Raw genomic sequence first — 23,639 nt, 5'->3', positions numbered from 1 at the left:
CTTTACGCCCTCAATATACTCAATACTCTTAACAAAGTCATTGCAAAACACACTTCTTTGTAAATAAATATAAAACGCAAAGGTGAACTTTTCCAACATAGATTTCATTCTTGCGTAGTATAAAGACTAAATGTGACATTTCTGACATATTCAGCCTCCCCCGTCAAATCTGCCAGTTTGACGGTCAAACGCCACTCCATCACAGGGTCACTGCAAGCGCCCACCATAACCTCTGCCGACCAAATTTCGCCTTGCTGCTGCGTAAAAAAAACGGGGATGGTTCCCATGTACATCCGGGTACCTTCCAACCAGGCAGACTGTACCTTTATATCAGACGAACTAAGGCCCAGAAACAATTCAAATGGGGTCTCAGGGTGTAGTTTTTTGGCTGAACTCCAAAGCGCCAGACCATCATTTTTACAAGGAGCAGAAGCAATACAATTTAAGGAAGTTTGCGAACTTTCACTTTTTTCTGAACTTTCATGTATAATGGTAGCAGGGTCTGAACAGGCCGTTAGAAAAGTGACTAAAAAAACACCGGTTAATGTGCAAGTTTTCTGCATAATACGAAGTGTGTGACATTGAGAAAAGAAATCCAGTGTAAGTGGAATAGGTCTTTTCGACCAGCCTTTGGCGTCAAGTTTTGCAATTTGTTTTGATATTGCGCAAATCGCGTACTCATTGAACAAGTGACTCGTTCAAAATTTGATTGATGTCATTATTTTAGGTGTTTGTAGTATCTTTTCGTTTGCAAAAAAATTATTATTTCCTTGCAAAAATAAGGGTTTCTCAAGCTGGTTAGAGTTCCGTTCTGTAGGATGTAACTCCAACGGGTTTGTTGAAATAAAAAAACAGGGCCTGTATTACAGGTTAATCATTTCTAATCGCATTAATTGCAGCGGAATCCAGAAAATGAGCCAAACAGTAGCATCACAAACTGAGTACAATTATAAGGTTGTACGCCAATTCGCTATAATGACAGTGATTTGGGGCATCGTTGGCATGGGTGTAGGTGTATTTATCGCGGCGCAACTTGCGTGGCCTGCGTTAAACTTCGACATTCCATGGTTAACTTACTCTCGACTTCGTCCGTTACACACGAACGCAGTAATCTTCGCATTTGGTACAAGTGCACTTTTTGCAACATCTTACTATGTTGTACAACGCACGTGTCAGACGCGTCTATTCTCTGACAAGCTAGCCGCTTTCACTTTCTGGGGCTGGCAGGCAATTATTCTTGCAGCAGCTATCACACTACCACTGGGTATCACATCTTCTAAAGAATATGCTGAACTTGAGTGGCCAATCGATATCGCTATTGCCGTTGTTTGGGTTACGTATGCCGTTGTTTTCTTCGGTACGTTGATCAAACGTAAAGTGTCTCATATCTACGTTGCGAACTGGTTCTACGCGGGCTTCATTATTACCGTTGCGGTACTTCACATCGTAAACAGCATGGCTGTACCTGTATCTCTCACCAAGTCATACTCTATTTATGCGGGTGCGGTTGATGCAATGGTTCAGTGGTGGTACGGCCACAACGCGGTAGGCTTCCTCCTAACTGCAGGCTTCCTGGGTATGATGTACTACTTTGTTCCTAAACAAGCAGGTCGCCCTGTTTACTCTTACCGTTTATCGGTTGTTCACTTCTGGGCACTGGTTTCTCTATACATCTGGGCTGGTCCTCACCACCTACATTACACAGCTCTACCTGACTGGACGCAGTCTTTAGGTATGGTCATGTCAGTGATCCTGTTCGTTCCTTCTTGGGGTGGTATGATCAACGGTATCATGACGCTGTCTGGTGCATGGCACAAACTACGTACTGACCCAGTACTGCGTTTCCTGGTTGTTTCTCTGTCTTTCTACGGTATGTCTACCTTCGAAGGCCCAATGATGGCAATCAAATCTGTAAACGCACTATCACACTACACTGACTGGACTGTCGGCCACGTACACTCAGGTGCACTAGGTTGGGTAGCAATGATCTCTATTGGTGCTATTTATCACCTGATCCCTGCACTATTCGGTCACGCTAACATGTACAGTGTAAAACTGGTTAACACCCATTTCTGGTTACACACAGTTGGTGTTGTTCTGTACATCGTTGCTATGTGGATCTCAGGTGTTATGCAAGGTCTGATGTGGCGTGCAGTTAACTCCGACGGTACTTTGATGTACAGCTTCGTACAATCTCTTGAAGCGTCTAAGCCTTTCTATATCATGCGATTCCTGGGCGGTGTCTTCATCGTGGTTGGTATGCTGGTAATGGCTTACAACGTTTACCGTACTGTGGTAGCTAAGAGTGGTTCTTTGACCACTGAAGCTAACACGCAAATGGCTTAAGGGGTGTCGAGTATGAGCAATAATAACTCAACAAACAAACATGAAATCGTCGAAAAGAACGTTGGCCTGATGGCTATCCTGACGGTTTTCGCCATCAGTTTTGGTGCACTCGTTGAGATCACCCCGCTGATGTTCCAAAAAGACACCACCCAGCCTGTTGACGGCCTGCGCCCTCTTACAGCGCTGGAAATGGAAGGTCGTGATATCTATGTCCGTGAAGGTTGTTACAACTGTCACTCGCAGATGATCCGCCCATTCCGTGACGAAGTTGAGCGCTATGGCCATTACTCTGTAGCTGGTGAATCTGTTTGGGATCACCCGTTCCAGTGGGGCTCTAAGCGTACAGGTCCAGACTTGGCACGTGTTGGTCAGCGTTATTCTGATGACTGGCATTTTGCTCACCTGATGGATCCTCGCTCTGTAGTACCTGAGTCAAATATGCCTGGCTACCCTTGGCTCAATGAGAATGTATTGGACGGTCAATTAACCGCTAAGAAACTTGAAGTGTTCCGTAACTTTGGTGTGCCTTACACCGATGAGGACATTCAGGGCGCTGAGGCAGCAGTAAAGGGCAAGACCGAAATGGAAGCTCTGATCGCCTACCTACAGCAACTTGGCACACATTTGAAGTAATTTGTTATGGATTACGGCACATACAGAGGCATTTTGACTCTGGTAATTTTAGTACTGTTCATAGTGATTGTTGTGTGGGCATACAGCAAGCGTAGCAAACGTCGTTTTGATGACGCTGCGAATGCCATCTTTGAAGATGAAAAGAAACACAACAACACAATCTCAAACGAGGAAAAGGAGTCTGAAAAATGACTAGCTTTTGGAGTATTTGGGTCATCGTATTGACCTTGGCGTGTCTGGCTCTGATCTTTGGCCTGCTGCTTTGGAACCTGAAAAACTACACAGGTGTTGAAGAAGGCGAAAGTTGTGGTCACGAGTTTGACGGGATCGAAGAACTAAACAATCCACTGCCAAAGTGGTGGACTTACATGTTCTTCGCGACATTTATCTGGTCTGTCTACTATCTAGCGGCTTACCCTGGACTGGGTAACTTTGCAGGCTTTCTAAACTGGACTAGCTCAAATCAGGGCGTTACGTCTCTTGAAGAGTCTAAGCAAGCAACGGAAGAAGCCAAAGCGAATGGTCACTGGGTTCAACTTGATAAAGAGTTTGAAGCTGCGGACGAGCGTTTCGGCCCTATCTTTAAAGCGTTTGCTGAGCAAGACATTGAAACCCTGGCAAAAGATCAAAAAGCACTTGAAATTGGTCAGCGCCTGTTCGCTCAGAACTGTGCTCAGTGTCACGGTTCTGATGCGCGTGGCGCCATGGGCTTCCCTAACCTGGCAGATAACGACTGGTTATATGGCGGTACACCTGACAAAATCAAAGAAACACTACTGCAAGGTCGTGTAGCTGCGATGCCAGGTTGGCAGGATGCACTGGGTGACCAGGGTATCAAAGAAATGACCGCTTACGTACTGAGCTTATCTGGTCGTAAGGTAAACCAAAAAGACGCTGATGCAGGCAAAGCGAAATTCGCAATGTGTGCAGCCTGTCACGGTATGGACGGTAAAGGCTCTGTTGCCCATAACCTGCCTTTCGGTGCACCAGACCTGACTGATAACATCTGGTTGTATGGTGGTTCTCAACGTGCTGTTGAAGAAACACTGCGTCACGGCCGTGCCGGCGTAATGCCTGCGTGGAAAGACATTCTGGGTGAAGACAAAGTACACCTGCTAACAGCTTACGTGTATAGCCTCTCTCAGGAGAAATAATCGAATAGATTATAAGTTTATTTAAGATCAAAAAAGCCTCCAATCGGAGGCTTTTTTTTAGGTATTTACACCTAAATAAGATAGAATATTGCCACTGAAATTAAGCTGTTGAGTCGTTATGAACCCTACTCCCTGGTATAAGAATTTTTGGCCTTGGTTTTTAATGTTTTTTCCGCTGGTTACGATAATTGCCTGCGTTTTTTTGGTGATATTTGCCGTCGGTAATGGTCCGGATATGGTAGTCGACGACTACTACAAAAAAGGCAAAGCCATTAACCTTGAACTCAGCAAATTCGATAAAGCTAAAGCTTTGTATTTACATGGTGATCTGGATGTCAGTGAGGACAGAGTCAGTTTTACCTTCACTAAAGGTGATCACAGCAAAGTAAATGCCCTGAAAGCCTCTTTTTATCACCGCACAGTCAAGAAATATGATTTTGAGGTCACCCTGCTGGCCAATGCCGCAGGTGAGTTTACTGCGATTTTGGATGAACCTCATCGTGGTGCGTTTACCGTGTTTCTTGAACCTATGGACCAAAGCTGGAAGTTAAAAGAGAAACTTCAGCTGCCCACCGCACAGAAAGTCGCCATTTCTCCAGAATATAAGTAGACATTATGACAAGCAGTTGTTTTCATTGTCTGGAGCCCGTACCGCCGGGGTTTTCTGCTCACATAGAATTTGAAGGTCAGCCGCAGCCAGTGTGCTGCACTGGCTGTCAGGCGGTCGCCGAAACCATTCTTGCTCAGGGCATGAGCGACTACTATAAATTTAGAACCGACAGTGCGGGCAAGGTCGAAGAGCTGGTGCCAGAACAATTAAAGGAGCTGCTCAGTTACGACAACGCCGATATCCAGCAAGACTTTGTCAGTCAGCAAGGCGAGCTCCAGGAAGTGTTGCTCAGTGTTGAAGGGATCAGCTGCGCGGCCTGTGCCTGGCTTATCGAAAAACAACTACTTGGGCTCAAAGGCATTGCCCGAGTTGATGTGAACACGTCGACACACAGAGCTATGATCCTGTGGCACCCACAGCAATGTAAGCTCAGTGATATCATCAAATCACTACATCAAATTGGCTATAAGGCCTACCCTTTTCAGGCCGATGATGAAGCCGCGCAAAAACAAACCGTCGCTAAAGCCTATTTACGCCGTCTAGGTGTTGCTGGCCTGATGACCATGCAGGTCATGATGTTCGCGTTTGCCATGTATTTTGGCATGTTTTCCGGTATGGAAGACAACTTCGAGCAATATTTCCGGTGGATCAGCTTATTCTTGGCTTCCCCTGTGATCCTCTACTCGGCTATGCCGTTTTTGACCAATGCCATTAAGGGCCTCAGAGCTAAGCAGCTCAATATGGACTTGCCGGTTTCGCTCGCCATATTTGGGGCGTATGCCGCAAGCTGCTATGCCACGGTCATGTCAGTGGGCGAAGTCTATTTCGAATCGATTTGTATGTTCACCTTTTTACTTTTGCTCGGCAAATATCTGGAGTTTAGAGCTCGACTGAAAGCCAGTGAATTTACTGCCAACCTGCAAAAGCTGCTTCCCCTGACTGCACGTAAACTGCTCCCTGACGGCGAACAGAAAATTGTTGCTGCGAAAAGCCTGCAACTGAGCGATCAGATTATGATCAAACCGGGTGAAACCATCCCTGCCGATGGCGTGTTGATCTCAGGCTCCACCACGGTTGATGAATCTATGATGACAGGTGAACACCTGCCTGTTAAAAAGTATCAAACCCACCAGGTCTATGCAGGCACCATCAATCACGATGGCGTGATCACTATCGAAATCAACAAAGTGGGGCAAAACACCCTGCTCAATCAAATTATTAAGCTACAACACAATGCGCTGACAAAACGCCCTAAAATCGTAGAAGTCACCGACAAAGTAGCGCAGTGGTTTGTGGCTTGTTTATTAATTTTCGCTTCTATCACCGCAGTTGCCTGGTACCAGATAGATCCACCTCATGCATTTTGGGTCACTATTTCCGTACTGGTTGCAACTTGTCCATGTGCACTGAGTCTGGCTATCCCAACGGCACTGACATGCGCCGTTGCCACTCTTACCCGAAAAGGGATCCTGATCAAAGAAAGCCATGTACTGGAAACAGTGCCAAAACTCACCAGAATGGCGTTTGACAAGACAGGCACTCTCACTGAAGGACGCTTCTCTATTGAATCCATCAGCGTGCTCGATACAAGCTGGCAGGAATCCGACGTAATGGCGCTGGCTGCCGCGCTTGAACGCTATTCAGAACATCCGATAGCCAAAGCTTTCACCGCACAAGTGGTGTCACCCAGGAAGCTGAGTGATGTGGAAGTCATCACCGGCAGTGGTGTAAAAGCCCGCTTTGGTCAGCAAAAGGTTGCCATTGGTAAGTCTGCCTGGTTTGGTAATCATAGTTCTTTTGCCCAGGCAACCCTCTTTGTCGATGACCAACCTGTTGCTGATTTCTATCTTGCTGACAAAGTCAGAAATAGCGCCCCTGAGATCATCAGCTATGCACAAGGTCAGGGCCTAAGCTGCCATTTGCTTAGTGGAGACAGCTCAAATGCGGTTAAAGACTTGGCCTTAGAACTGGGATTGGATACCTACAAAAATGCCTGCTCTCCGCAGGATAAGCAACAGCAGGTGGAATCCTGGTCTGCACAGCAGCATATTGTTGGCATGGTCGGTGACGGCGTCAATGACAGTCCGGTATTTAACAGTGCGCACTTGTCCATTGCAATGGAGACCGGTGCAGATATTTCCAAGAATACGGCCGATGTCGTGTTGCTTAACAGCGACCTTAAATCACTACAAACACTGCATCAGGTCGCTAAAAAGACCAAAACAGTGATAAAACAGAACCTCACTTTGTCACTCTGTTACAATGGCTCAATATTACCGCTCGCTGCGATGGGACTTGTGCCGCCCTGGGTGGCCGTCATTGGGATGTCTGCGAGCTCGATTCTGGTGATCACTAACTCTTTGAGGTTACTGAAGCTATGAGTATTATCTATATCCTTATTCCCATCGCGATCTTGTTTGTCATTATCGCAATCGGGGTGTTTTTTTGGGCCGTCAAAAGCGAGCAGTTCTCTGATCTGAACAAGCAGGGACACAGCATTCTGTTCGAAGACGACAAAGAGCAACATAATAAAAGTAATGACCGAGATAAGCCTGTTTAGCGCCTTTGTGATGGGCCTGGTTGGTAGCGGCCATTGTCTGGTCATGTGTGGCGGAATCGCATCAAGCCTGCAGCTTGCTCAAACCAAGCAGTCACCTTTTGTCACTGCACTGCTATACAATTTGGGCAGACTAGGCAGTTATATGGTCGCCGGAGCACTGGTTGCCGGGCTCGGCGCGGCATTTGCCAAGCAAAGCACCTTATTTGCCAACATATTGAATGTACTGAGTGGCATATTTATGTTGCTGGTTGGTGTTTATGTGATGCGCCTGGCAGCGACCTTAAATTGGCTAGAAAAAGCAGGAAAATGGTTGCTTTGGCAACGCCTTGTACAACTTAACAAGTATTTACTCCCTGTCGACAGTAAGAAAAAGGCACTGGCATACGGAGCCTTATGGGGCTGGCTACCTTGTGGGCTGGTCTATTCGGCACTGACCTGGACTCTTCGGGCAGACAGTAGCTTCAGCGGTGCGCTCACGATGGCCGCTTTTGCACTGGGTACTTTTCCCGCAATGCTAGCAGTAGGACAAACCGCCCAGTTGCTCAATACGTTTTTAAATCATAAAGCTACGCGTATTGCGCTTGGCAATATTTTTATTTGGTATGGCTTTTATCTACTAATCATTGCAACCGACAAACTAGTACATTAATCTAGGAGCGGTAATACTATTAGATGAGAGTCATTAATCTGAGTCAGAGAATGGGAGTTTTTTGACAATTAATGATCGACGGGTCGTAGTCACTTATCACCCTACAGCCACAATGCCTGTAATAGTAGATGAATATCTGAATAGCAGATATTGAGAAGTTCAAGTATTAAAATATGGCCGCATCTAATAGAATGTCATTAACGTGCGTCATAGATAACGGATTTGTTATGGATTTAAGTAATCGTTCAAAAAGTCAATGTACTATCAGCTGCAACAACTGCAGCATCAGCCAATTGTGTCTGCCCTTCTCTTTAAACGGCAGCGAAATGGATAAGCTGGATGAAATCATCGAGCGCAAAAAACCTCTCCACAAAGGGGACTTTTTGTTCGAGTCAGGTAACGAGCTCAACGCTATTTTTGCGGTGCGCTCTGGATCTTTTAAAACCTATACAATTTCAGAGCAAGGCGATGAACAGATCACCGGGTTTCATCTGGCGGGAGACTTAGTTGGCTTTGATGCCATCAATAAAATGCAGCATCAGAGCTTTGCTCAGGCACTTGAAACATCCATGGTCTGTGAGATCCCATTTGATACTTTAGATGAACTGGCTGGTAAGCTGCCAAAGCTCAGGCAGCAAATTATGCGCCTGATGAGCAGCGAGATAAACTACGATCAGGAAATGCTACTGTTACTGAATAAGAAGACAGCAGAAGAACGCCTCGCAACCTTTATTTACAATCTGTCTAGCCGCTTCGGCGAACGCGGGTTCTCGCGCAAAGAGTTCCGCCTGACCATGACCCGTGGAGAAATAGGCAATTACCTGGGGCTGACCGTTGAAACCATCAGCCGTTTACTAAGCCGTTTCCAGAAGTCAGAAACCATCAAAGTCGAAGGTAAATTCATCACCATTTTGGATATTGATGCGCTAGCCAAGACCGCTGCAATTGCTCTTTGATCTAAGGCAATTAACGGCCCGTTTTTCCTTTATCCCGCGACGATTTCGATTACACTGTAGACAGAGTTGAAATCGTCCGTGCAAGATTAAGGAGCCCATTATGGAACAAATCAAACGCATTCTCACCGTCATAGATCCGACCAAACAACAGCAGAACAGCCTGGAGCGTTCTATCAGTCTGGCCCAAAAAACGGGTGCAAAAATCACCGCCTTTTTATCCATTTATGACTTTTCTTACGAGATGACCACTATGTTGTCGCGAGAAGAGCGTGAGGCGATGAGAGAAGCGGTAATTAAAGACCGTGAGGCCTGGATTTCTGAACTCACCAGCGGCTATCAAAACATCGATATTGAAACCAAAGTAGTCTGGCACAACCGCCCCTACGAGGCCATTATCAAGACCGTGCTTGAACAACAGTTTGATCTTGTGATCAAAGCCACTCATCAGCATGATACGCTTAAGTCTGTCATTTTTACTCCGACAGACTGGCACCTGATCAGAAAGTGCCCTGCCCCGGTATTATTGGTCAAAGATCATGCCTGGCCTGAAAAAGGCGAAATACTTGCGGCAGTCAATGCCGTCAGTGATGATGAACAACATCAGGCGCTGAATCACCGTATCATCAAAGATGCGCAATTTTTATGTGAGCTGGCCAACGCTTCCCTGAGTCTGGTCAACACCTATCCGGCAACACCAGTAAACATCGCCATTGAGATCCCTGAGTTTAATCCATCGCAGTACAATGAAGCAGTGAAGAAGCACCACGAGGAGGAAACCTGGGCACTGGCCGAGCACTTTGGTCTTGGTAAAGCGCAGTGTGTTATTAAAGAAGGCTTACCAGAAGACGTGATCCCCCATATTGCGAATGAGCATAATGCAGAGTTAGTGGTTATTGGTACCGTCGGTCGAACTGGCCTCAGTGCGGCATTAGTCGGTAATACCGCTGAACATGTTATCGATAGCCTTGACTGTGATGTACTGGCACTCAAACCAGATGGGTACAAAAGCCCGCTCGCGCAGTAAATCTATCGTTATGATCGACACGCAGTTGCGTGTCGATCTGCTCTTCCCAACCCCGATTGTAATCTCACCACTTATATTGCAGTTTACTGGTCTGACGGTATAATGCGCCCTTATTTATTTTTGCCGTCATTTTGATATAGGGGGGCGAGTGTCTCACTCACAAGAAGCTAAGCAAGCATATAGCCTTAACAAGTTGCAAAAACGCTTAAGAAGGCTGGCCGGTCAGGCTGTAGGCGATTTTAATATGATCGAAGATGGTGACCGCATTATGGTTTGCCTGTCTGGCGGTAAGGACAGTTATACTCTGCTGGATGTGTTGCAGCACCTTCAGCGTGTCGCCCCTATCAAGTTCGATGTGTTTGCCATCAACCTGGATCAAAAGCAGCCTGGCTTTCCTGAGCATATCCTACCTGAATATCTGGATACCCTTGGCGTAGAATATAAAATCGTTGAGGAAGACACCTACTCAATCGTCAAAGACAAAATTCCCGAAGGCAAGACAACCTGCTCACTGTGTTCACGCCTGCGTCGCGGTATTCTCTACCGAACTGCAAAAGAAATGGGCGCCACTAAAATTGCCTTAGGCCACCATCGTGATGACATGATTGAGACCATGTTTTTAAACATGTTCTATGGCGGTAAATTAAAAGGCATGCCACCTAAACTAATGAGCGATGATGGCCAGCATATGGTGATCCGACCGCTGGCATATTGTAAAGAAGCTGACATTGCACGTTACGCGCAGAGCCAGGCATTCCCCATCATTCCATGTAACCTATGTGGCTCACAGGAAAACCTGCAGCGCAAGCATGTTAAGGCAATGCTGAATGAGTGGAATACAACTCATCCAGGGCGAGTAGAGAGCATTTTCACTGCGATGCAAAATGTTGTGCCGTCTCATTTGGCTGATCACGGCCTGTTCGGTTTCCGCTCTTTGCAAAAAGATGACATCGTTGATGGCGGAGATATCGCACTTGATAAGCCGGAATTTCCGAGTGTGCCTGCGGGCGCAGAACAGGAAGAAGACGAGCAATCCGTTCAGATCCAGGCAATTGAGCTCAGTTAAGGAAACGTTTTTACCGGCTGGGTGCGCCAGCGCCCGGCTTCTGCCCTTGCAGGATCCTGCCATTTAGAGTCAAAACCAATAACGTAAGCAAACCTGGAACGAAAACAAAAAATAAGAATTTAGTTTCTTTTTTTTAACTTTTCGGATGTCACAGTTCCCACTAAAGGGATTTTTGTTTACAATATGTGATAATAATCATTTTCAATTGCATTTAGCAAAATAACCTTAAGTCAGGTACTCCATGTCCACCAAACTCCGTTTGCTGATTTCATTCATGCTCGTTGGCTTACTGCCGGCGGCATTTATGGCAATCACATCCTTAATTACCGCATCAGATGCATTAGAGCGTCAGGCGTATAATCAGCTTACCTCCATCAAACATATTAAACATCGCCAAATCGACGATTACTTCAAGGCCCGCAAGGCAGATCTAAGCCTGATCGCTGCACAATGGCAACAAATGGCCAGTACCAAGACTCAATCAGGCACTGCTGAGATTGCCCGAGACAATCACGCTCTGTTCAAGCATTTTATCGAGCAAAAAGGGTTTTATGATCTGTTTATCATAGAAACGAACGGTTTTATCAGTTATACCGTCGCGAAAGAGAGTGACTATCAGACCAACCTGAGAACTGGACCTTATCGCGATTCCGGACTCGCTCAGTTATTTCGCAACGCGCTCAATGGCAGTCAATTTTCCATCACAGATTATCAACAGTATGCGCCAAGCAATAACGAGCCAGCTGCATTTATTGGGGTACCGGTTCAGGTTGACGGGCAAGTTCACTCCATTATTGCGTTACAAATCGCCATAGATACGATTAACGACATCATGCAACAACGTGATGGTATGGGTAAAACAGGCGAGTCCTATCTGGTAGGCTCAGATTTAAGAATGCGTTCAGATTCATATCTGGACCCGACAGCGCACAGTGTAACGGCCAGCTTTGCCGGCTCAGTAGCACGAAATGGCGTTGATACCTATGCGGTCAGGCGTGGTCTGCAAGGCTTTTCTGAAACAGAGCTGATCATTGATTATAATGGCAACCCAGTTTTGTCGGCCTATATGCCATTTCAGTTTGCAACGCTAAACTGGGTGTTGTTGAGTGAGATTGACAAAGCTGAAGCATTTGCACCGATTTATCAACTGTATTGGTTTATTGCCCTAATTGGCGCTATTGCAATTATCGCAATCAGCGTAGCCACCTGGTTGATCGCCAGCTCGGTACTGCGCCCGCTAGGTGGAGAGCCCAGCACGATGCGCGACATCAGTGAACGGATCGCTTCAGGTGATTTGCGCCAGGATTTTAGCCAGGATGCCAACGTGACCGGTGTATACGGCGCTATGAGGCAGATGACCAGCTATCTCACCGGCGTGATTGGCACTATCAGTGAAACGACTTCTCAGCTTGCCGTTACGGCCAGCCAGACCAGTGCAGCCAGTGAACAGGCCAATACCAGCTTACAGGAGCAACATGCAAACATTGAGCAAGTCGCCCTTGCCATTGCAGCCACGGCTCAGTCCATTGAGAGTGTTGCGAATAGCGCTAATCAGGTTGCCACGCTCAGCGTCAACACGCAAGACAGTACACAGGCCGCGAGTCAGACATTGGCAGAATGCGTTTCTCAAATGACAACTCTCGATCAGGTGATCAGCGATTCTGAGCGTGCTATTAAGGACGTAGAATCCGGAGCTCAGAACATAGGCAAAGTGATTGAGGTGATCCAGGCTATTACCGAGCAGACCAACCTGCTGGCACTCAATGCCGCCATTGAGGCAGCCCGAGCAGGTGAGCATGGTCGCGGTTTTGCCGTCGTTGCGGACGAAGTACGCCAGCTTGCCTACAAAACTCAACAGTCTACCGGTGACATAGAGACCATGATCCAGGAGCTACAAAGTGCGACCGCACAAGCGGTTGATAAAATGCATCAGTCTGCCGAAGTCGCGCAAGCATCCATTTCTGCAACCAATGATAGTGCTGCCAGCCTGCAAACCAGCGTTGCACAAATTCAGGAAATTTCGGCGAGTGCAAAACGTATCGCCCTGGAGGCGCAACAGCAGACCTCGACCACTGAAGAGATCAGTTACAATATTGACGCTATTAAACAAGCCGCACTGGATAACGCAGCAGGTGCAGATCAGGTGGCCAGTGCCAGCCTGGATTTGGATAAGCAGTCAAGAAAACTCAAACAAATCACCGCGAGCTTTAAGCTACCATAGACCTGTCAAAACGTGTCTAAAGTAAGACAAACCTAGATTCAGGTTTGTCTTACTTTCACAGTTCTACCTGGTGTGGCGTTGCAGCCCATAAGTAAGCCCAGTCGCAAGCATGAGCAAAACGCTGGATATCAGCAAGCAGCTAACTAGCCCGCCATACTGATAGGCCAGGCCCGATAATATGGTTCCCGCAAGGCGACCCATCGCATTCGCCATGTAATAGAAGCCAACATCCATTGACACTCCATCTTCATCAGCAAAATGCACAATCAAAAAGCTGTGCAGAGAGGAGTTGACTGCAAACACGGCACCAAATATCAGTAAACCCGCCACAATCGACACCTGTACATACCACTGGGACCACAATGCCAGGGCTATTAAAGCAGGCAACAGAGTCAGCAGAGCCACCCAGATAAACGCTTGTTGCGTATTTGAGCGCCGATTACCAAGCAGCTTGGGTGCATTGGCCTGAACCAGCCCGTACGCAATAACCCAGCTTGCCATAAAACCGCCAACCCACCAGTGATCCCAGCCAAACACACTGGCCAGATATACCGGCAAAGCCACCACAAACCAGACATCACGGGAAGCAAATAAAAACAACCGTGCGGCGGATAACCAGTTTACCTGCTGACTGGTCGAAAACATCTCTGAGAATTTAGGCTTGTGTTTTTTCTTACCCAGATCCTGCTTGAGTAATATTAAGCTGAGCACCCAGGTTATCAGTAGCATCGTGCTCATAAACCACAGTGCGCCCTGAAAGCCTAGCTGTGTCAGGAGCAGGCCGCCCATGAAGAAGCCCACCCCCTTGAGCGCATTTTTCGACCCAGTAAGAATAGCTACCCACTTAAACAGTGCACCATCCTGCTCTTTGGGTACCAGCAGCTTTATGGCGCTTTTGGCACTCATTTTATTCAAGTCTTTGGCAATGCCGGATAACGCCTGAGCCACCATCACATACGCGACGCTCAGCCACTGCGGATCCACAACCAGCATAAGCAGCGCGACAATTTGCAAGAACAAGCCCACATTCATGGTCTTGTTCAGGCCCATTCTGGCACCCAGCCAGCCACCAACCAGATTGGTCACCACCCCAAACACTTCGTAAAGTAAAAATAACGAGGCAATAGCGATAGGACTGTAGCCCAGCTGATGGAAATACAACACCACCAGCATGCGTAATGCCCCATCAGTCAGGGTAAACGACCAATAATTACCAGTTATAACCAGATACTGCTTAATGGGCGCAGAAAGCTGCTGTAACACGCTTACCCCCAGCGCTGTGCAATCACGTGACGGACCAGATCTGCAGTACGGTTAGCGTAACCCCATTCATTGTCATACCAAACATAGAGTTTAACCTGAGTCCCATTTACCACCATGGTAGACAGTGCGTCTACGATAGCACTGCGAGGGTCTGTTTTATAATCAATAGACACCAGAGGGCGTGTTTCATAGCCCAAAATACCTGCAAGATCCCCTTGCGCAGCTTGCTCCATCCAGCTGTTGATTTCTTCCACTGTGGTTTCACGGTTAACTTCAAACACGCAGTCCGTGATTGATGCATTGGTCAGCGGCACTCGCACGGCGTGGCCATTCAACTTGCCTTTGAGTTCCGGGAATATATGGGTAATTGCCGTTGCCGACCCTGTTGTTGTTGGAATTAAGCTGGTACCGCAGGCACGCGCTCTGCGCAAGTCTTTGTGCGGAGCATCAATAATTGTCTGGGTGTTTGTGATGTCGTGGATGGTCGTCATCGAGCCATGTTTAATGCCGATGTTGTCCTGCAAAACTTTTACAACCGGGGCCAGACAATTAGTCGTGCATGAGGCCGCTGTGACAATTGGGTGAGAGTCAGCATCAAATAGCTGATGGTTAACGCCCATCACGACATTCAGAACCCCCTCTTCTTTCACAGGCGCAGTTACAACCACCTGCTTTACACCCTGAGAAAAATAGCCAGCCAGCTTTTCTTTGCTTTTCAATTTACCACTGGCTTCAATCACTAAATCACAGTCTGACCAGTCAATTTTTTCCAGCTGAGTTTGCTGCTCCACCGCGATGCGTTTATCTGCAATCACCATGGTTTTCTCATCGCTGGCCTCGGCTTCCCACTCCCATTTGCCATGCACTGAGTCAAAAGTCATCAGATGCGCCAGAGTATACGCATCGCCGCCTGGGTCATTGATTTTTACAATTTCAATGCCTGCAGTTTGCCATAGTGCCCGCATGGTTAATCTTCCCATGCGTCCGAATCCATTGATACCTACTTTGATAGTCATGTGAGTTACCTTTTTAATTACACTGACCTCTCCCAAGCTCCTCAGAAGAAGTCTAAGATTCCATCGTTCTAAACATACGAAATATATTATATATGTTTTTCCGTATATTCAAGAGGGACAGGTACTACATCCTCGCAACAAAGAATATAGCGCGTCGAGATGAGTCTATCCCAGAGTGATGTCAATTAGTGGTAAACTAGCCACATTAAGTGCAAGAGATAATGACTTTGGACACTAAAACTTATATTCCGGCTGAATTTATTGAAGATGTCGCAAGCTACATACCAGCGCATCTGACTATGGATGATTTCATCGCAAGCTGCCGCAAGGGCTTGAGACGCGCGGTCCGTGTTAATACACTGAAAATGTCACAACAAGAATTTGAACATCAGGCAGCACAACTGAACTGGCAGATTGAGCCTATCCCCTGGTGCCAACAAGGCTACTGGCTGAGCCGTCCGAATGACGAAGAAAGTAACCTGCCTATCGGTAATACAGCATTGCACCTTAGTGGCTGTATTTATGTGCAGGAGGCAAGTTCCATGTTGCCTCCTATGGCACTGGCCACCTCGCTGGCACCCGGAGACACTGTACTGGATATGGCGGCAGCACCAGGGTCGAAAACCTCCCAGCTGGCAGCTCTGATGGATAACCAGGGAATACTGATTGCTAATGAGCTTTCCTCGTCCCGACTGAAAACACTGGCTGCCACCCTCAAGCGCATGGGCGTTGCAAACTGTGCACTGTCACATTTTGATGGTCAGGTGTTTGGTGACTACATGTATGAGAGTTTTGACCATATACTACTTGATGCGCCCTGCTCCGGAGAAGGGACAGTCCGTAAAGACCCTGACGCACTTAAAAACTGGTCGCTGGCATCCAATCAGGACATTGCAGAAGTACAAAAAACACTGATCCACAGTGCCTTTCTGGCACTCAAACCCGGTGGTACCTTAGTGTATTCGACCTGCACCCTGACCCCACTGGAAAACCAGCAGATCTGTGATCATCTGCTCGACACCTTCGCAGGAGACGTCGAGATCATGTCACTCCATGATCTGTTCCCTGAGGCCGATAAAGCCGCAACAGAGCAAGGTTATCTGCACGTCTGGCCTCAAATCTACGACAGTGAAGGCTTCTTCATAGCCAAATTCAAAAAAACAGCCAGCGTGGTGCATTCACAGCAGAAGAGAAAGAAAGGGCAATTTCCTTTTTCGCCCTGCGCCAAAAAAGACTTACAAGCATTTTCGACCAGTATCAAACAACAATTTGGAATTGAAGCGCTGCCCGGACAGTTAATGAGCCGTGATAAAGAGCTATGGCTGTTTCCACAGCACATGGAGACACTACAGGAAAAGATAAAGTACTCTCGCATTGGCATCAAAGTCGCCACCACTCACAAAAATGGCGTGAAACTGGAGCATGAATTTGCCACTTGCCTGGGCCAACTGGCAACCAGCAACACTTTCGCACTCAATGCCAGTCAGGCAAAAGCTTACTTTCAGGGACAGGATATTCGTCTTGACTCTGCGGGTCCGGCGCAAGGTGAGGTGGTACTTACGCTATGTGGTGCACCTGTCGGGCTTGGCAAATGGCAGAAGGCCAAAATCAAGAACAAGCTTCCACGGGATTTAGTCCTAAATGGCCAGTTGATAACTTGGGTATAACCTGAACAAAAGGTTTTGATAATTTTAAGACGATTCATTCATATGAAATTAACATGTTGTTTTTATTGAAATAATTAATATTTCAAATGTTTGTAAATTTTATGAAGCCTTAGCTACACTTAAATGACTTTCTACTTCTCCCTTGTAATTAGAAGGTGTTTTTAAGTTAGCGCACGGCTCCAAATTTGAGCCTTTCCCTAAGCCCGACTCACACAGAGTCGGGCGTTTTTTTATCTGTGGGAATGTACGAAAATTACGGATTGTTGCGCTCTGGTATTACAACAACATGCTCTGGCATCAGCTGCTTTTAATCTCAATACGCCCCCTATGAGCCCGGTACTTACGCTAATTTCAACCTGCTTTTCATGTAACGCAATCAGACCCGCGATGAATGGTATTGCTTCTTTGCCTGATATCATTATATGATTCATATATACATCATATACACAATGAATAACCATGGGTATCGTTAAAATTTCAGATGAAGTACACGAAGAACTGCGACAGGCAAGTCAGGTCATGTCACGCTCCATCAATGCACAAGCAGAGTTCTGGATCAAAATGGGCCGGCTGGCCGAGCTGAATCCTGACATGACCTTTGCGCAATTGATCAGACAACAACTTAATCACACAAGGAGTGACACCATTGACTCAGGTCACGATCAAAAATAATGCCGCTATCTCGCTTATGCGGGAGTCTGGGGCCATGTTAGCTCAAGTCTTTAAAGCCCTGGATCAGCAAGTAAAACCCGGGGTGACAACATTGCAGCTGGACGAATTCGTTGAACATTATATCGTGGATGTATTGGGCGCTATTCCCGCTAGTAAGGGGCAATATGGCTACCCCTACTCCATCAACACATCAGTGAATGAAGTCGTCTGCCATGGCATGCCCAGTGCACGTCATATCATAAGCGATCAGGATATTCTGAATGTAGACATTACCCTTAAGCACCAAGGTTATATCGCTGATTCCAGTAAGATGTATGTGATGCCGAACGCCAGTAACATGGCTCGGGCGCTGGTAGACAATACGGTCGCTGCACTTTGGCGAGGGATCAGTCAAGTGAAACCAGGCGCCACACTGGGCGACATAGGCTATGCAATTGGAGACTTCGCGCGAATAAAAGGGTTAAGCGTGGTGCGGGAGTATTGCGGCCACGGAATTGGTACCGAGATGCATGAGGCGCCAGAAGTGTTGCATTTCGGACGTCCGGGCACTGGGATGAAGCTTGTACCTGGCATGACATTCACTATTGAACCTATGCTCAACCAGGGCAGTCACAAGGTTAAAACACTCAAAGATGGCTGGACCGTAGTGACACGAGATCGCGCACTGTCGGCTCAGGCAGAGCACACCATACTGGTGACACCTACCGGGTGCGATGTCCTGACCCTAAGAGAAGAAGAAAACGCTGCAGGTTTGTTAGCCAATATCAGTTAATTCACTTAAACCGGCAACCCAGAGGTGACTGAATGTTGGCGATAACAAATGAAAAATTTGCTGCTTTTGGCTACCTGAAGTGAGCATCTAGCACTGCTAGCAGCAGAGTAAGTCTCCCGCACGCATTATCTGCTCATGCCGATTGGTGCTAAGTACATTGCTCAAGCTCAGTAATCAGCCACATTGCATGTGCGTTATCCTTACCACAGACATCTTCGCAGGGTACAAAGTCTCCACATACTTTAGGCCGACGAGGGTCGCCAAATAATTTACACAGGTTGTCATCATCCAGTTGTATACAGCGCTCCCCCGCAGGCTTGCCCTGCGGCATCCCTGGGATTGGCGAGCTGATACTCGGTGCTATACAACAGGCTCCACAGCCTAAACGACACTGCATCTGATCCTTTACAATTTAGTTTTAGTGAATAATAAAGCACGCCATTATACGACAACTCGTCAACGAAAACACTAAGGCCATTATTTTATCAGACGTAAGCAAGCTGACATCCTTGCAATGCCTTGTTACACAATTTGAAATGTTTAAAACACCCAGACACATCTGTTCGCGTATCCTTAATCAGGTTAGAGAAATCGATTCAACCGTTATTGATGGAAGGAATAACTCGTGGCTAGTAAAAAACAAATTCTATTACCCGTTGCGGTGCTCGTCGGTAGCTTGGCTACCGCTTTTGCATTTTCAGCAATGAAGCAACCGCCCGAAGAAAAACCCGAAAAAGTCATTCATCCATTGGTTGAAGTTCAGCCAATTGATATGGCTCCCATGCAACTAATGGTGGAATCTTACGGGCTCGTTACCCCTAAATACAGCACCGAACTGGTTGCTCAAGTCAGTGGACAACTCATTGCCCTGTCGGACAAATTCGTCAAAGGCGGCTTTGTGCAACAAGGAGAAACCCTGGCTCGCATTGACCCTAATGACTATGAGGCAGCGTTAATTGAGGCCGAAGCCAGCCTGGCTCAGGCACATTCTGCACTGGAAATCGAACAAGCCCAGGCACACGTTGCAAAAACAGAATGGCAACGTATTAAAGACAATGCGCAATCGACGATCCCTTCTGAACTCTATTTGCGCAAACCACAACTGGCAGAAAAACTGGCACGTTTCAAAGCAGCTCAGGCCAGTGTTAAGCGAGCAAAGCGGAACCTCGAGCGCACCTATATCAAGGCACCTTATGACGCAATTATTACCAGTCGCTCTTTAAGTCTGGGCAGCGTTGTCAATCCAGGCAGTACCCTGGGTGTCCTGAATGCAACATCAGTGGCCGAAATCCGTTTACCCGTTGCAGACCATGAACTGAGGTACCTGAACAATTATGGCATTGATGCTGAGGTAACTTTATCCGCAAAAGTGGCGGGGCAAGCCGTTTCATGGCAAGGAAAAATCGTACGCAGCGAAGGCGTTGTCGACAACAAAAGTCGGATGACTTATCTGGTGGCTCAGGTGAGTACGCCTTATCAGGAACAAGCACAACCGCTGCGCTTTGGCACTTACCTGACGGCGCAAATTCAGGGGATCTCCGTGGCTAATGCGATGCGTATTCCACGTCACCTAATCCACGAAGGAAAAGTTGCGTTGCTCGATCACAACCAGCAGCTCACCTTTAAGCCCATTGCTGTTATCCGTGAAGTAGATGGCTATGCGATAGCGACTGAGGGTCTGACTGACGGCCAGCAATTGATCACATCCGCACTGGAATACCCTTCAGAGGGAATGCAGCTGCGTCTTGACTCATCGCCTGTCATTACACCAGATACACAACTGGCACTGAAGGAGGAGTAACCTATGGAAGGCTCGCGCGAAAAAGGCTTAATTGCCTGGTTTGCTCGCAACCCAGTTGCGGCCAACCTGTTGATGATTTTTATACTGGTCGGTGGCTTACTCAGTGCCTTTACTATCCGCAAACAAATGTTTCCCCAGTTTGAAAATAACTGGTTGAGTGTGCAGGCGGTTTACCCAGGAGCTGCACCACAGGAAGTGGAAGAAGGGATCACCATCAAAGTAGAGGAATCAATGGAAGGGCTGGAAGGCATCAAGCGCCTGATCACCTATTCCAATCGTGGTTTCTCACAAACCTGGATAGAAGTCGAAGAAAAGTATGACCCCCAGGAGGTGCTGGACGAAGTAAAAATGCAGGTTGACTCGATTTCTACTTTTCCGGCCGATATGGAACGACCTATTATTCGCCGTGATAAGTTTGAGCAGGAAGTAATGTGGCTGTCACTCAATGGAGATATGAATTTCCACCAGCTGAAACAACTGGGTAACGAAATACACGACGAGATGCTTGCCCTGCCAGGCGTTAACCTGGTCGACTTTAATGGCGGCCTGAACTATGAGATCAGCATCGAAATCAGTCCAGATCGCCTGCGTGAGTATGGTCTGACATTCAGAGATATTTCTGAAGCAGTTAAAAACTTTTCTGCAAATATGTCCGCCGGACAGATCCGCTCTGACAATGGTTATATTTCTATGCGGGTTGAAAATCAGGCCTACCGTGGGCATGAGTTTGAACAGCTCCCTTTACTGACACTTGCAGATGGCGCACAAATTAAATTGGGCGATGTTGCGAAAGTCACCGATGGTTTTGAGGAAGGCCTACTCTACTCTCGTTATAACGGTAGAAATTCACTGGTATTCGAAGTTCGGGCGTCAAAAGATCAGGATATCACCAAGGTCGCTCAGGTCATGAAAACTTACCTGGCTGATAAAGCTACCCAACTGCCCCAGGGCGTTGAGTTGGAGCCCTTTATTGATTTGACTTACTATCTCGAAGGCCGCCTTAACATGATGATAGAAAACATGATGTGGGGTGGTATTCTGGTGATGCTAATGTTGGCTTTGTTCTTACGCGTCCGCTTAGCTTTCTGGGTCATGATGGGCCTGCCAGTATCATTTTTGGGGGCGTTCTTGTTTATGCCAATGGGCATGCTGGACGTCACAATTAACCTTGCCTCTCTATTTGCCTTTATTCTGGTGCTTGGCATCGTCGTTGATGACGCGATTGTTGTTGGGGAATCCGCCCACGCCGAGATTGAGAAACACGGCCACAGTCTGGATAATGTGGTTCGGGGTGTTAAACGTGTTGCTATCCCAGCCACATTTGGCGTACTGACCACGGTCGCGGCGTTTTTACCTCAGACTTTTGCAACGGGTCCGGCGGCTGCATTCTCAAAGGCCATCGGTGGCGTCATCATTTTATGCCTGCTGTTCTCTTTGGTTGAGTCTAAACTTATCCTGCCAGCGCACCTTGCTGCCATGAAGGACCGCCCCGACAATCCCAAAAATCCTTTACATCGTGCCAGAGCACTCATTGATGGTGCATTGAAAAACTTCATTGAAAATCTCTATCGTCCGTTTATAGAAAAATGTATTCATTACCGATACACAGTGATTGTGGCATTTTTGTCTATCATCATTGTGAGTGGCGGTATGTTTGCAGGTGGTCTGGTTAAGTTTGTTGCGAACCCGAAAATCCCCCATGACTTCCCACGCATCACAATAGATATGAACTTATCCTCTTCCGAGTCTGCGACACTGGCTACAGCTAAAAAAGTTGAGCAGGTCATTCTGGATGTTGAGAAGCAGATCGAGGCTGAGTATGGCACTAAGATGATCAAAGACCTGTCTGTGAACCTGCGCGGACGTACCACGGCATCTATCATGGCAATTCTGGTTGAACCCCATAAGCGCCCAATCGATACCTTTGCGCTCAGTGCTCTATGGCGGGAAAATATGCCCCCTCTGCCTGGAGTCAAGTCGTTGAACATTCAGGACAGCATTATGAATGGTGGCCGGGATGACGGTGATATCAGCTTCCGCCTTGAAGGGAAAAACAAGGAAACCTTACAGGAAGTTGCAGGTAAACTTAAAGAGAAACTACGTACGATTGCTGGGGTGGGTGATGTCAATGACTCTATGCAATCGAGCACCGAAGAAGTTCAGCTGGAGCTTAAACCTTTGGCCTACAGCATGGGGCTGACGCTGGCCGATGTGGCTTCTCAGGTAAACTTCAGTTACTACGGTCTGGAAGCACAGCGTATACTGCGCCGCGGCGAAGAGATTAAAGTGATGATCCGCTACCCGCAAGAACAGCGCAACACCATCAGTGATATTCAGGCTGTTCGGATCATTACTCCAAGTGGTGCAGAGGTACCGCTGGGAGAAATCGCCGATATCCATCTGGTCGAAGGGGTTAACCGGATCCGTCGTGAAAACGCCAAACGCACAATTAATGTCTGGGCGTCGGTTGATACAGATCAGGCTGAGCCATTCAAGATAGCTGAAGAGATCCGTGATGAATATCTGCCATCGCTGCTCAAGAACTACCCTGGGGTCAGCAGCAGTGTTGCCGGTCGAATTCAGGAAGAAATGGACAGTGTAGCCGAGCAAATTCGGGATTTTGCTTTATCCTTGATGATTATTTTTGCACTACTGGCTATTCCATTACGTTCTTACTCTCAGCCGATCTTGATCATGTCCGTGATCCCATTTGGCGTTGTAGGCGCAGTATTTGGCCATATGGTACTTGGTATGACCATGAGCAGCCTGTCATTCTTCGGCATCATTGCCGTCGCAGGCGTAGTCGTCAATGACTCACTGGTTATGGTTGATTTTGTGAACAAGGCACGTGAACAAGGAATGACCATCAAAGAAGCCGTTGTTGAGGCTGGTTGCAGACGTTTCAGAGCAATTTTACTGACGTCACTAACCACCTTTATTGGTTTGGTTCCTATTCTCCTGGAAACCAGCCTGCAGGCCCAGATTGTTATACCCATGGCTGTTTCGCTGGCTTTTGGCGTGTTGTTTGCGACCGTGATTACGTTAATTCTGATCCCCTGCCAATACGTTGCGCTGGAAGACCTTAAGCGCCTTGTGAAACGCTTCAAAAAACAGCCAACAAGTGCTGAGGCATTGCAACAAAACTAACAGTTACGATTCATAGTTCTACCCAACCAACTAAGCCCGGTACTGCACTGGGCTTTTATTTTCATATCAGTTGGCAACAATT

Annotated in this window: 21 protein-coding genes; 17 read left to right on the top strand and 4 right to left on the bottom strand. The window is 47.2% G+C overall.

All coding sequences use genetic code 11. The annotated features are described in order from the left end of the window. Positions 1–104 precede the first annotated feature (104 nt). A complete protein-coding gene (locus tag CWB99_RS13135) occupies positions 105–689 on the bottom strand; it encodes a hypothetical protein (RefSeq protein ID WP_212748519.1) in 585 nt (194 codons plus the stop codon). Positions 690–912: 223 nt separating this feature from the next. Between CWB99_RS13135 and ccoN the strand changes: the two genes are divergently transcribed. From ccoN to CWB99_RS13075, 12 genes are all read left to right on the top strand, one after another. Beyond that, a complete protein-coding gene (gene ccoN, locus CWB99_RS13130) occupies positions 913–2,346 on the top strand; it encodes a cytochrome-c oxidase, cbb3-type subunit I (protein ID WP_138552104.1) in 1,434 nt (477 codons plus the stop codon). A gap of 12 nt (positions 2,347–2,358) precedes the next feature. Continuing rightward, positions 2,359–2,979 carry a cytochrome-c oxidase, cbb3-type subunit II gene (gene ccoO, locus CWB99_RS13125; protein WP_138552105.1) on the top strand — a complete coding sequence of 207 codons (621 nt, stop codon included), beginning with the start codon at positions 2,359–2,361 and terminating at the stop codon, positions 2,977–2,979. 6 nt (positions 2,980–2,985) lie between these two features. Next, a complete protein-coding gene (locus tag CWB99_RS13120) occupies positions 2,986–3,171 on the top strand; it encodes a cbb3-type cytochrome oxidase subunit 3 (RefSeq protein WP_010373992.1) in 186 nt (61 codons plus the stop codon). Continuing rightward, the gene (gene ccoP / locus CWB99_RS13115) at positions 3,168–4,133 is read left to right on the top strand and encodes a cytochrome-c oxidase, cbb3-type subunit III (RefSeq protein WP_138543728.1); all 966 of its coding nucleotides are present in this window, start codon (positions 3,168–3,170) and stop codon (positions 4,131–4,133) included. Before CWB99_RS13120 ends, ccoP begins: the two co-directional genes overlap by 4 nt. 118 nt (positions 4,134–4,251) lie before the next feature. Beyond that, positions 4,252–4,743 (top strand): FixH family protein, encoded by a 492-nt coding sequence (locus tag CWB99_RS13110; RefSeq protein ID WP_054013842.1) that lies wholly within the window; start codon positions 4,252–4,254, stop codon positions 4,741–4,743. A 5-nt stretch (positions 4,744–4,748) separates the two neighbouring features. Beyond that, positions 4,749–7,124 carry a heavy metal translocating P-type ATPase gene (locus tag CWB99_RS13105; protein WP_138552106.1) on the top strand — a complete coding sequence of 792 codons (2,376 nt, stop codon included), beginning with the start codon at positions 4,749–4,751 and terminating at the stop codon, positions 7,122–7,124. Continuing rightward, complete coding sequence (ccoS, locus tag CWB99_RS13100; protein WP_054013844.1) at positions 7,121–7,303, top strand: cbb3-type cytochrome oxidase assembly protein CcoS; 183 nt, start codon at positions 7,121–7,123, stop codon at positions 7,301–7,303. Before CWB99_RS13105 ends, ccoS begins: the two co-directional genes overlap by 4 nt. Further along, positions 7,281–7,952, top strand: a complete 672-nt coding sequence (locus CWB99_RS13095) for a sulfite exporter TauE/SafE family protein (RefSeq protein ID WP_138552107.1) — start codon at positions 7,281–7,283, stop codon at positions 7,950–7,952. The genes ccoS and CWB99_RS13095 overlap by 23 nt, the downstream gene beginning before the upstream one ends. 227 nt (positions 7,953–8,179) lie before the next feature. Continuing rightward, positions 8,180–8,908: an FNR family transcription factor gene (locus CWB99_RS13090; protein WP_138552108.1), complete on the top strand. Its 729-nt coding sequence runs from the start codon at positions 8,180–8,182 to the stop codon at positions 8,906–8,908. Positions 8,909–9,008: 100 nt separating this feature from the next. Next, the gene (gene uspE / locus CWB99_RS13085) at positions 9,009–9,932 is read left to right on the top strand and encodes a universal stress protein UspE (protein ID WP_138552109.1); all 924 of its coding nucleotides are present in this window, start codon (positions 9,009–9,011) and stop codon (positions 9,930–9,932) included. A gap of 148 nt (positions 9,933–10,080) precedes the next feature. Then, complete coding sequence (gene ttcA, locus CWB99_RS13080) at positions 10,081–10,998, top strand: tRNA 2-thiocytidine(32) synthetase TtcA (protein WP_138552110.1); 918 nt, start codon at positions 10,081–10,083, stop codon at positions 10,996–10,998. A gap of 241 nt (positions 10,999–11,239) precedes the next feature. Beyond that, the gene (locus CWB99_RS13075) at positions 11,240–13,219 is read left to right on the top strand and encodes a methyl-accepting chemotaxis protein (RefSeq protein ID WP_138552111.1); all 1,980 of its coding nucleotides are present in this window, start codon (positions 11,240–11,242) and stop codon (positions 13,217–13,219) included. Positions 13,220–13,282: 63 nt separating this feature from the next. Here CWB99_RS13075 and arsJ read toward each other — a convergent pair whose 3' ends face one another. Together arsJ and CWB99_RS13065 are read right to left on the bottom strand one after the other, a co-directional pair. Beyond that, positions 13,283–14,482, bottom strand: a complete 1,200-nt coding sequence (gene arsJ, locus CWB99_RS13070; protein ID WP_138552112.1) for an organoarsenical effux MFS transporter ArsJ — start codon at positions 14,480–14,482, stop codon at positions 13,283–13,285. Between the two features lie 2 nt (positions 14,483–14,484). After that, the gene (locus tag CWB99_RS13065) at positions 14,485–15,498 is read right to left on the bottom strand and encodes an ArsJ-associated glyceraldehyde-3-phosphate dehydrogenase (RefSeq protein ID WP_138552113.1); all 1,014 of its coding nucleotides are present in this window, start codon (positions 15,496–15,498) and stop codon (positions 14,485–14,487) included. A 227-nt stretch (positions 15,499–15,725) separates the two neighbouring features. Between CWB99_RS13065 and rsmF the strand changes: the two genes are divergently transcribed. The 3 genes from rsmF (at position 15,726) to map (ending at position 18,609) form a co-directional block, all read left to right on the top strand. Then, positions 15,726–17,165 (top strand): 16S rRNA (cytosine(1407)-C(5))-methyltransferase RsmF, encoded by a 1,440-nt coding sequence (gene rsmF / locus CWB99_RS13060; RefSeq protein WP_138552114.1) that lies wholly within the window; start codon positions 15,726–15,728, stop codon positions 17,163–17,165. Between the two features lie 459 nt (positions 17,166–17,624). Beyond that, positions 17,625–17,837, top strand: a complete 213-nt coding sequence (locus CWB99_RS13055; protein ID WP_138552115.1) for a ParD-like family protein — start codon at positions 17,625–17,627, stop codon at positions 17,835–17,837. Next, complete coding sequence (map, locus tag CWB99_RS13050; RefSeq protein WP_138552116.1) at positions 17,812–18,609, top strand: type I methionyl aminopeptidase; 798 nt, start codon at positions 17,812–17,814, stop codon at positions 18,607–18,609. The genes CWB99_RS13055 and map overlap by 26 nt, the downstream gene beginning before the upstream one ends. 148 nt (positions 18,610–18,757) lie before the next feature. On the opposite strand, the gene CWB99_RS13045 is transcribed toward map, so the two are convergent. Further along, positions 18,758–19,006, bottom strand: coding sequence for a YkgJ family cysteine cluster protein (locus CWB99_RS13045; RefSeq protein WP_138552117.1), 249 nt, complete (start codon positions 19,004–19,006; stop codon positions 18,758–18,760). 228 nt (positions 19,007–19,234) lie between these two features. Here CWB99_RS13045 and CWB99_RS13040 point away from each other — a divergent pair, with 228 nt between their 5' ends. After that, entirely contained in the window at positions 19,235–20,410 is a 1,176-nt protein-coding gene (locus tag CWB99_RS13040) for an efflux RND transporter periplasmic adaptor subunit (protein WP_138552118.1), read from the top strand. 3 nt (positions 20,411–20,413) lie between these two features. Further along, on the top strand, positions 20,414–23,557 hold the full coding sequence (locus tag CWB99_RS13035; protein ID WP_138552119.1) for an efflux RND transporter permease subunit: 3,144 nt from the start codon (positions 20,414–20,416) through the stop codon (positions 23,555–23,557). Positions 23,558–23,639: the final 82 nt, after the last annotated feature.

It is taken from the genome of Pseudoalteromonas rubra, from assembly GCF_005887095.1.
In the GTDB taxonomy this organism is placed as follows: Bacteria; Pseudomonadota; Gammaproteobacteria; order Enterobacterales; family Alteromonadaceae; genus Pseudoalteromonas; species Pseudoalteromonas rubra_E.
This window is presented reverse-complemented; position numbering and strand designations above follow the sequence as displayed.

Excerpts from the sequence above, each read along its gene's own strand:
- ccoO (WP_138552105.1), top strand. The coding sequence starts at position 2,359 with ATGAGCAATAATAACTCAACAAACAAACATGAAATCGTCGAAAAGAAC.
- CWB99_RS13105 (WP_138552106.1), top strand. The coding sequence starts at position 4,749 with ATGACAAGCAGTTGTTTTCATTGTCTGGAGCCCGTACCGCCGGGGTTT.
- ccoP (WP_138543728.1), top strand. The coding sequence starts at position 3,168 with ATGACTAGCTTTTGGAGTATTTGGGTCATCGTATTGACCTTGGCGTGT.
- CWB99_RS13120 (WP_010373992.1), top strand. The coding sequence starts at position 2,986 with ATGGATTACGGCACATACAGAGGCATTTTGACTCTGGTAATTTTAGTA.
- uspE (WP_138552109.1), top strand. The coding sequence starts at position 9,009 with ATGGAACAAATCAAACGCATTCTCACCGTCATAGATCCGACCAAACAA.
- CWB99_RS13095 (WP_138552107.1), top strand. The coding sequence starts at position 7,281 with ATGACCGAGATAAGCCTGTTTAGCGCCTTTGTGATGGGCCTGGTTGGT.
- CWB99_RS13110 (WP_054013842.1), top strand. The coding sequence starts at position 4,252 with ATGAACCCTACTCCCTGGTATAAGAATTTTTGGCCTTGGTTTTTAATG.
- CWB99_RS13035 (WP_138552119.1), top strand. The coding sequence starts at position 20,414 with ATGGAAGGCTCGCGCGAAAAAGGCTTAATTGCCTGGTTTGCTCGCAAC.
- ccoN (WP_138552104.1), top strand. The coding sequence starts at position 913 with ATGAGCCAAACAGTAGCATCACAAACTGAGTACAATTATAAGGTTGTA.
- ccoS (WP_054013844.1), top strand. The coding sequence starts at position 7,121 with ATGAGTATTATCTATATCCTTATTCCCATCGCGATCTTGTTTGTCATT.
- CWB99_RS13065 (WP_138552113.1), bottom strand. The coding sequence starts at position 15,498 with ATGACTATCAAAGTAGGTATCAATGGATTCGGACGCATGGGAAGATTA.
- CWB99_RS13055 (WP_138552115.1), top strand. The coding sequence starts at position 17,625 with ATGGGTATCGTTAAAATTTCAGATGAAGTACACGAAGAACTGCGACAG.
- CWB99_RS13075 (WP_138552111.1), top strand. The coding sequence starts at position 11,240 with ATGTCCACCAAACTCCGTTTGCTGATTTCATTCATGCTCGTTGGCTTA.
- CWB99_RS13045 (WP_138552117.1), bottom strand. The coding sequence starts at position 19,006 with ATGCAGTGTCGTTTAGGCTGTGGAGCCTGTTGTATAGCACCGAGTATC.
- CWB99_RS13090 (WP_138552108.1), top strand. The coding sequence starts at position 8,180 with ATGGATTTAAGTAATCGTTCAAAAAGTCAATGTACTATCAGCTGCAAC.